At 63.1% G+C, this 6,248-nt stretch carries 7 protein-coding genes; 4 read left to right on the top strand and 3 right to left on the bottom strand.

The genetic code is table 11. The features are described from left to right. Positions 1 to 674: 674 nt before the first annotated feature. A complete protein-coding gene (locus AB1462_RS21000) occupies positions 675 to 1,454 on the top strand; it encodes a TSUP family transporter (protein WP_090405005.1) in 780 nt (259 codons plus the stop codon). On the opposite strand, the gene nudC is transcribed toward AB1462_RS21000, so the two are convergent. Together nudC and AB1462_RS20990 are read right to left on the bottom strand one after the other, a co-directional pair. Next, positions 1,422 to 2,255 (bottom strand): NAD(+) diphosphatase, encoded by an 834-nt coding sequence (gene nudC, locus AB1462_RS20995; protein WP_259193758.1) that lies wholly within the window; start codon positions 2,253 to 2,255, stop codon positions 1,422 to 1,424. The two genes, AB1462_RS21000 and nudC, sit on opposite strands and share 33 nt — an antisense overlap. A 5-nt stretch (positions 2,256 to 2,260) precedes the next feature. Then, positions 2,261 to 3,073: a crotonase/enoyl-CoA hydratase family protein gene (locus AB1462_RS20990; RefSeq protein WP_367247842.1), complete on the bottom strand. Its 813-nt coding sequence runs from the start codon at positions 3,071 to 3,073 to the stop codon at positions 2,261 to 2,263. A gap of 185 nt (positions 3,074 to 3,258) precedes the next feature. On the opposite strand from AB1462_RS20990, the gene AB1462_RS20985 reads away from it, so the two are divergent. From AB1462_RS20985 to AB1462_RS20975, 3 genes are all read left to right on the top strand, one after another. Continuing rightward, positions 3,259 to 3,813 (top strand): UPF0149 family protein, encoded by a 555-nt coding sequence (locus AB1462_RS20985; RefSeq protein WP_090405014.1) that lies wholly within the window; start codon positions 3,259 to 3,261, stop codon positions 3,811 to 3,813. Between the two features lie 90 nt (positions 3,814 to 3,903). Next, positions 3,904 to 5,160, top strand: a complete 1,257-nt coding sequence (aroA, locus tag AB1462_RS20980) for a 3-phosphoshikimate 1-carboxyvinyltransferase (RefSeq protein ID WP_367247841.1) — start codon at positions 3,904 to 3,906, stop codon at positions 5,158 to 5,160. A gap of 32 nt (positions 5,161 to 5,192) precedes the next feature. Continuing rightward, a complete protein-coding gene (locus AB1462_RS20975) occupies positions 5,193 to 5,582 on the top strand; it encodes a hypothetical protein (RefSeq protein WP_090405020.1) in 390 nt (129 codons plus the stop codon). A 1-nt stretch (position 5,583) separates the two neighbouring features. Here the strand turns inward: AB1462_RS20975 and AB1462_RS20970 are convergent, their stop codons facing one another. Beyond that, positions 5,584 to 6,183, bottom strand: coding sequence for an NAD(P)H-dependent oxidoreductase (locus AB1462_RS20970; RefSeq protein ID WP_090405023.1), 600 nt, complete (start codon positions 6,181 to 6,183; stop codon positions 5,584 to 5,586). Between the last annotated feature and the right edge of the window lie 65 nt (positions 6,184 to 6,248).

The following is a 6,248-nucleotide window of genomic DNA, read 5'->3' as shown; positions in this document are numbered from 1 at the left end:
GGGGGGCCGCCGCCACGCGCCATCCATGGCGCGGGGCGGCTAAACCGGCATCCCTGCCGGTTTACCCCCCAAATCACTATCGAATTCCGGCCAGCGTGGTTAACGGGGCGCCTGAGATCAAGATCAAAAGCCAGAGCCAGAGCCAGAGCCAGAGCAGATCAAAAGATTGCTGACTTCGTCAGCGGTTAAGGAAGTAGAAGCCACACCGCGTACGCTTCAAAGATCAGGTCGGCTTTAAGGCCGCCTCGCTTTGTTTTTGATCTGGAATCGCCCCGTCAAACACGCTGGCCGAACGCAGGCTTTGGAGCGTGGGTAACCCGGCAGGACGCCGGGTTAGCCGCGTTGGGCCATGGATGGCCCATCGCGGCGGCCCACGCTCCAAAGCCGGAGTGAGGGCACACCGAGCCTAAGCGAGGTGCCGAGTGTTGGGGCGAGGACCTTTTGCTTACTTTTGGGTCCCTCCAAAAGTGAGCCGCTGTAAGAGCGGAACCATAGGCAGCCGTTACCGCAGCAACGGATATGTACTCGCTAAAACTCCAAAAAAACGGTCGACCCGAAGCCCGCCACGGAAGCAAGCCACCTCCCATATTTGGTTCTGCGTACATCAGGCAGGTAAGATGGCAACCCTTCGCACAGCGCCTTGCTGCGCACTGCCAACTATTAAGCCCTGCCCAATGCCTTTCGAACTCAGCGTAGACCTCACCACCCTCGCCATTCTCGCCGTCGTGGCCTTTATCGCCGGGTTTATCGATGCCATCGCCGGCGGCGGCGGCCTGCTTACCACCCCGGCGCTGCTCACCGCCGGGATGCCGCCCCACCTGGTACTGGGCACCAACAAACTCAGCTCCACCTTCGGCTCGGCCACGGCCAGTTTCACCTTCTATCGTCGCAAGCTGTTCCACCCGCGCCAGTGGGTGCATGCGATCGTCGGCACGTTGATCGGTGCATTGGCCGGTGCGGTGGTTGCCCACTACCTGCCCGCCGAAACCCTGAACAAGATGCTCCCGGTGATCGTATTCGGTTGCGGCGTGTATTTGCTGTTCGGTGGCACGCCCAAGGCGCCGCTGGACGCCGACGCGCCGATCAAGAAGAAATGGCAAGGCACCCAGGGTTTTGGCCTGGGCTTCTATGACGGCGTGGCCGGCCCCGGTACCGGTGCGTTCTGGACCGTGAGCACGATGCTGCTGCACCCCATCGACCTGGTGAAGGCCAGCGGCGTGGCGCGCAGCATGAACTTCGTCAGCAACGCGGCGGCGCTGTCGGTGTTTATCTTCAACGGCTCGGTGGACTGGATCGTCGGCCTGGCGATGGGCATTTCGGTGATGTGTGGCGCGTTCTTTGGCGCCCGCAGCGCGATCAGCGGCGGCGCCAAATTCATTCGCCCGGTGTTTATCACCGTGGTCCTCGGCCTGACCGTGCGCCTAGCCTGGCAGCACTGGTTCAGCGTGGCCTAGGCGGCGGGCCAGGTAGAGGTCGATCAGGTAGCGCGCAATCGAGCGTGATGCCGGCAACGGCGGCAGGTCGTGGATGCTGAACCATTGCGCGTCTTCGATCTCGTCGGCCTGGGGCACGATGTCGCCACCGGCGTACTCGGCATGGAAGCCCAGCATCATCGAATGGGGGAACGGCCAGCACTGGCTGCCCATGTACTGGATGTTCCTGACCTCCACCTGCACTTCTTCGCGCACCTCGCGGATCAGGCAGTCTTCGGCCGACTCACCCGGCTCGGCAAAGCCCGCCAAGGTGCTGTAGACCCCGGGGACAAAACGCGGCGAGCGCGCCAGCAGGATCTCGTCGCCACGGGTCACCAGCACGATCATGCTCGGCGAAATCCGTGGGTAGCTGCGCAGGTCGCAGGCCTGGCAATACATCGCCCGCTCCCGTGGCACCTGGACCATGGCCTGGCCGCAACTGCCGCAGAACCGATGCTCGCGCGCCCAGGTGCCGATCTGCGCGGCGTAGCCCAGCACTTTGTACAGGGTGTGATCACCTTGCAGCATGAAGCCGCGCAGGCCCTGCCAGCTGCAACCTTGCACTTCGCCCGCCGAATCGAGCTCCAGCAGGTACACCGGCTCACCGTCGAGGTGGCCGATGCCGTGTTCGGCAAACACCGAAAGGTCCTGGCGCTTGAGCCATTCCCGGGGGAACAGCGGGCCATTGGCGTCATGCAAAAAGCCGTCGCGGCTGCGGGCAACGGCCCAGCCGCCGGGGGCGTCGTTGTCCAGCAGCGTTGTGGTAATCCAGCCTGGGGTCATGTCAGTCAATCCACGAATTCGGGTTTCTGCTTACTCATATGGGCCGCGATGGCCACGCGCAGGTCGTTGGATTGCAACATAGCCGAGTTCCAGGTGGCAACGTATTCCAGACCGTCATTGACCGTGTGGTCACGCATGTAGCTGATCATGGCTTTGGTGCCGGTGACCGCAATCGGCGACTTGGCGGCGATTTCACGGGCGATGTCCATCACGCCGGCCAACAGGCTTTCCTGATCGGCATACACGCGATTGACCAGGCCGATGCTGCGCGCCTCCTCGGCGCCGAACTGGCGACCGGTGTAGGCCAGCTCACGCAGCATGCCGTCGCCGATGATGCGTGGCAGACGTTGCAGGGTGCCGACGTCGGCGGCCATGCCAATGTCGATTTCCTTGATCGAGAATTGCGCGTCTTCAGCGGCGTAGCGCATGTCGCAGGCGCTGATCAGGTCGATGGCGCCACCGATGCAGTAACCCTGGATCGCCGCCAGTACCGGCTTGCGGCAGTTGTCGACGGCGTTGAACGAAGCTTGCAGCTCGAGGATCTTGCGGCGCAGCAGGCGTGCATTGCGGCCTACATCCTTGCCGAAGTCATTGGCCACCGAGGCCAGCATCACCAGGTCGATGCCGGAGGAAAAATGCTTGCCGGCACCGCTGAGCACCACCGCGCGTACGGCATCGGTGTCTTCAATCCACTGGAAGATGTCGATGATCTCGGTCCAGAACGCGGCGTTCATGGCGTTGATCTTTTCCGGGCGGTTGATCTGCACATGGGCAACGTTGCCGGTGAGTTCGACGACGAAAGCTTGGTATTCGGACATGGCAGTGATCCCTGGCTGGCGAGTGATAAGGCCCGAACTATAACAAGGGTGCACCACGGCGCATCGGCCAAAAGCGGGACTGGCAATGGGGATGGAAAAGACACTGGATAAAAGCCCCGGCACACGCCATCCTTCGCGCTTTGAGCCGCCCCATCAGCGGCGTTCGACGTTTAAAGGATATGCCCATGCACGCCCAACCCCTCGCCCCCACCGATTTCGAATTCATCGAAGAGACCCTGTTGAAATACGGCGACGACCATTCGGTGCTGAACCTGGCCGAACTCGACGGTTACTTCACCGCGTTGGTGTCCAGCCCCGCGCAGGTCGATATTGCAGAGTGGTTCCCGGCGATCTGGGGTGGGCAGAACCCGGAGTGGGAAAGCGCCGAAGAGGCCCAGCAGTTCCTGGACCTGTGCGTGCGTCATATCAACCTGCTGGCCGCGCAACTGGCGACTGACGCCGAGGGCTTCAAGGCGCGTTTCGATGAAACCGAACATCAGGGCCAGGACGTGACCCTCGCCGAAGAGTGGTGCTTTGGCTATATCCGTGGCGCCGCTATCGGCAACTGGCCGGAACTGCCGGCCGAACAGGCCGCACGGTTGGAAAAAATCTCCTGGTGCGCCGAGCAGGACAATTTCGAACTGCCGGCGGACCTGGATGTACAGGCACATCAACAGCGGGTCAGCGAGATCGAGCCAGCGGCGCGAGCGTTACATGATTACTGGTTGAGCAAGCGCTAAACCTCGACAAGCACCGCACCTTTGGCCGATTATTCGGGTCCGCCCGTCGGCCACTCCGTACCACCTTGCCTTGATCAGGAGCCTTGTACCTTGAGTTCGCAGAAAACCGTGACCGTTACACCGCCCAACTTCCCCCTGAATGGCAAGGTCGCGCCCCCCGGCTCCAAATCCATTACCAACCGTGCCCTGCTGCTGGCCGCCCTGGCCAAGGGCACCAGCCGCCTGAGCGGCGCCTTGAAGAGCGATGACACCCGGCATATGTCGGTGGCCCTGCGCCAGATGGGCGTGACCATTGACGAGCCGGACGACACCACCTTCGTGGTCACCGGCACCGGCAAGCTGCAACTGCCCGCGCAGCCGCTGTTCCTTGGCAATGCCGGCACTGCGATGCGCTTCCTGACGGCCGCCGTGGCTACCGTGCAAGGCACCGTGGTACTGGACGGCGACGACTATATGCAAAAACGCCCGATCGGCCCGCTGCTGGCCACCCTCGGCCAAAACGGTATCCAGGTCGACAGCCCGACCGGTTGCCCACCGGTGACGGTGCACGGCGTGGGCAAGGTCCAGGCCAAGCGTTTCGAGATCGACGGCGGCTTGTCCAGCCAGTATGTCTCGGCCCTGTTGATGCTGGCCGCATGCGGCGAAGCGCCGATTGAAGTGGCCCTGACCGGCAAGGACATCGGCGCCCGTGGCTACGTGGACCTGACCCTGGACTGCATGCGGGCCTTCGGCGCCCAGGTCGATGTGGTCGACGACACCACCTGGCGTGTGGCCCCCACCGGCTATACCGCCCATGATTACCTGATCGAACCCGACGCCTCCGCTGCCACCTACTTGTGGGCTGCCGAAGTGTTGACCGGTGGCCGCATCGACATCGGCGTGGCCGCGCAGGCCTTCACCCAGCCGGACGCCAAGGCCCAGGCCGTGATCGCCCAGTTCCCGAATATGCAGGCCATCGTGGTGGGTTCGCAGATGCAGGACGCAATCCCGACCCTGGCGGTGCTGGCCGCCTTCAACAACACCCCGGTGCGTTTCACTGAGCTGGCCAACCTGCGAGTCAAGGAATGTGATCGCGTACAGGCGCTGCATGACGGCCTCAATGAGATCCGTCCGGGCCTCGCCACCATTGAAGGCGATGATCTGCTGGTCGCGGCCGACCCTGCGCTGGCCGGCACGTCGTGCAACGCCCTGGTCGACACCCACGCCGACCACCGCATCGCCATGTGCTTTGCGCTGGCGGGGCTGAAAGTCTCGGGGATCCGCATTCAGGACCCGGACTGCGTGGCCAAGACCTATCCTGGGTACTGGAAGGCCCTGGGCAGCCTTGGGGTTGCGTTGAGCTACTGACTCACCGGCGTCGGAATGGGGAGGTAAGGATCATGACAATTCGCCAACCCTGCCCACCCGGCGCCTGTGTCTGCGAGCGTGAACAACTGCTGGACGCCCCCGGCGCCGACCTGCGTATCCTCAGCCTGACGCGCCAGGAAGAAAAACGCCTGATCGAGCGCCTTGAAAACCTGCAAAGCCTGCAGGACCTGGAGCGCATGCAACAGCGGATGCATGAGCTATTGGGCATTCGCGTGCATGTCGCGCCGGGGCACACCGAGGTCAAGAGCATGCGCGGCATCCAGATCGTCATCGACGAACTGCCAGGCATGTGCCGCAAGACCCGGCAATCGATCCCGGCGGCGATTCGTCGGGGCCTGGAGAAAAACCCGGAAATTGCCTACCGCCTGCTGGACGCCCACGACCTGTTTCGCGAAGGTTGAATCAACCGGCAACCGTCTCGGCCTCGAACAGTCGCTGCCCCACCGCCTTGGCCGTTTGCAGATGCGCGGTCGCCGCGCCATCTTCCGACTCCAGCAACAACGCCGACGTCACCACCTTCGCCCCGCAGTAATCAAAGATCCCGTAGTCGATCTGCGTGCGCATCGCCTTGGCGTAGCCGTGTCGGTCAAACGCGCTTTGATCGGCACCACCCAGGGCCAACAGGTGCACCTGCAAGTGCCGCAGTTTTTTCACCACGGGCATGTCCGGGCCGTAATCGATTGCCCAGCCGTTGACGAACACACGGTCGACCCAGCCCTTGAGCAATGCTGGCAGCGACCACCAGTAGATCGGGAACGCCAGCACCAGCGCATCGGCGCGGTCCAGCCGCGCCTGTTCCGCCAGCACGTCGGCGGGGGGCGTGGCGCGGGAGCGGTGTACGAGGTGGTCGGCGGCGGTGTAGCGCGGGTCGAAGCCTTCGGCGGCGAGGTCGGCGATTTCGAAGCTGTGGCCCGCGGCAGTCAGCCCGGCAGCCACCTGCGCGGCCACGGCGTGAGTAAGGGACAGTGGGTCGTGATGGGCAACGACGATGAGTGCGTGCATGACTTTGACTCCCTTTCGGTTTAAGCTACTTTTAGTAAGTTACTGCCGATAAGTTACTTTTGGTA

It is taken from the genome of Pseudomonas sp. SB113 (genome assembly GCF_040754745.1).
GTDB lineage: Bacteria > Pseudomonadota > Gammaproteobacteria > Pseudomonadales > Pseudomonadaceae > Aquipseudomonas > Aquipseudomonas grimontii.
This window is presented reverse-complemented; position numbering and strand designations above follow the sequence as displayed.